The organism is Sphingomonas sp. CCH9-E2 (assembly GCF_001557215.1).
Taxonomy (GTDB): Bacteria; Pseudomonadota; Alphaproteobacteria; order Sphingomonadales; family Sphingomonadaceae; genus Sphingomonas.
Window position 1 is genome coordinate 1 of sequence record NZ_LSJM01000033.1, and the last position, 639, is coordinate 639.

General features: G+C 61.5%; 1 protein-coding gene. It reads right to left on the reverse strand.

Annotated elements, in window-relative coordinates; translation table 11 throughout:
- Positions 1 to 639: vitamin K epoxide reductase family protein (locus AX681_RS01690; protein WP_331709972.1), on the reverse strand; the 639-nt coding region annotated here is incomplete at both ends.

The window sequence follows — 639 nt, forward strand, 5'->3', positions numbered from 1 at the left end:
CGATGATCGCGACCGTGATGACCAGCGCACCCACAACGTGATCGCTGTTCGCCATACCGCCTTCCGTGCCGAACAGCACCCGTGTGAGCATGAGCAGGACGCCGATGACGATGCTCGCAATCAGCGTCCATGGCAGGGTCAGACCTTTCTTCGCGTCTGCCCAGAAGGTGCTTGGCGAGGCCATCGCGTCGGACGTGTCCTCTCCACCGGCTTCGATCGCATCACCTTGGAAGAAGGTGCGGATGAGCGGTTTGCCTTGCCGGCGTGCCCAGAGAAGAAACTGACCCATTGCAATCACCTCGTCGAGCGCGAACGGGATCATGATCAGCATGGCGAGCGCAGCGATCAGCGCCAGGGTGCTCCATGTGCCGATAACGATTGGCTGGCTGATGATGAAGTAGATGCTGACCACGCCGAGCGGAATGACCAGGATGCCGAAGAAGGTGACCATCCACGGCATCGTCCGCCAGCGGTCGCGGGTGCCCATGACCGCCATCAGGATCTCGAGCACGTAGCTGATCGTGCCGAGACCTCCATCCGGGATCGGCCATGCTTTCGACATGTCCGAGGTGATGATCTCCTCCGTGCCGTTGCGCGGGTCGGTCAGCGATCCAACGAAGAAGGGCTCCCACGCGGTGT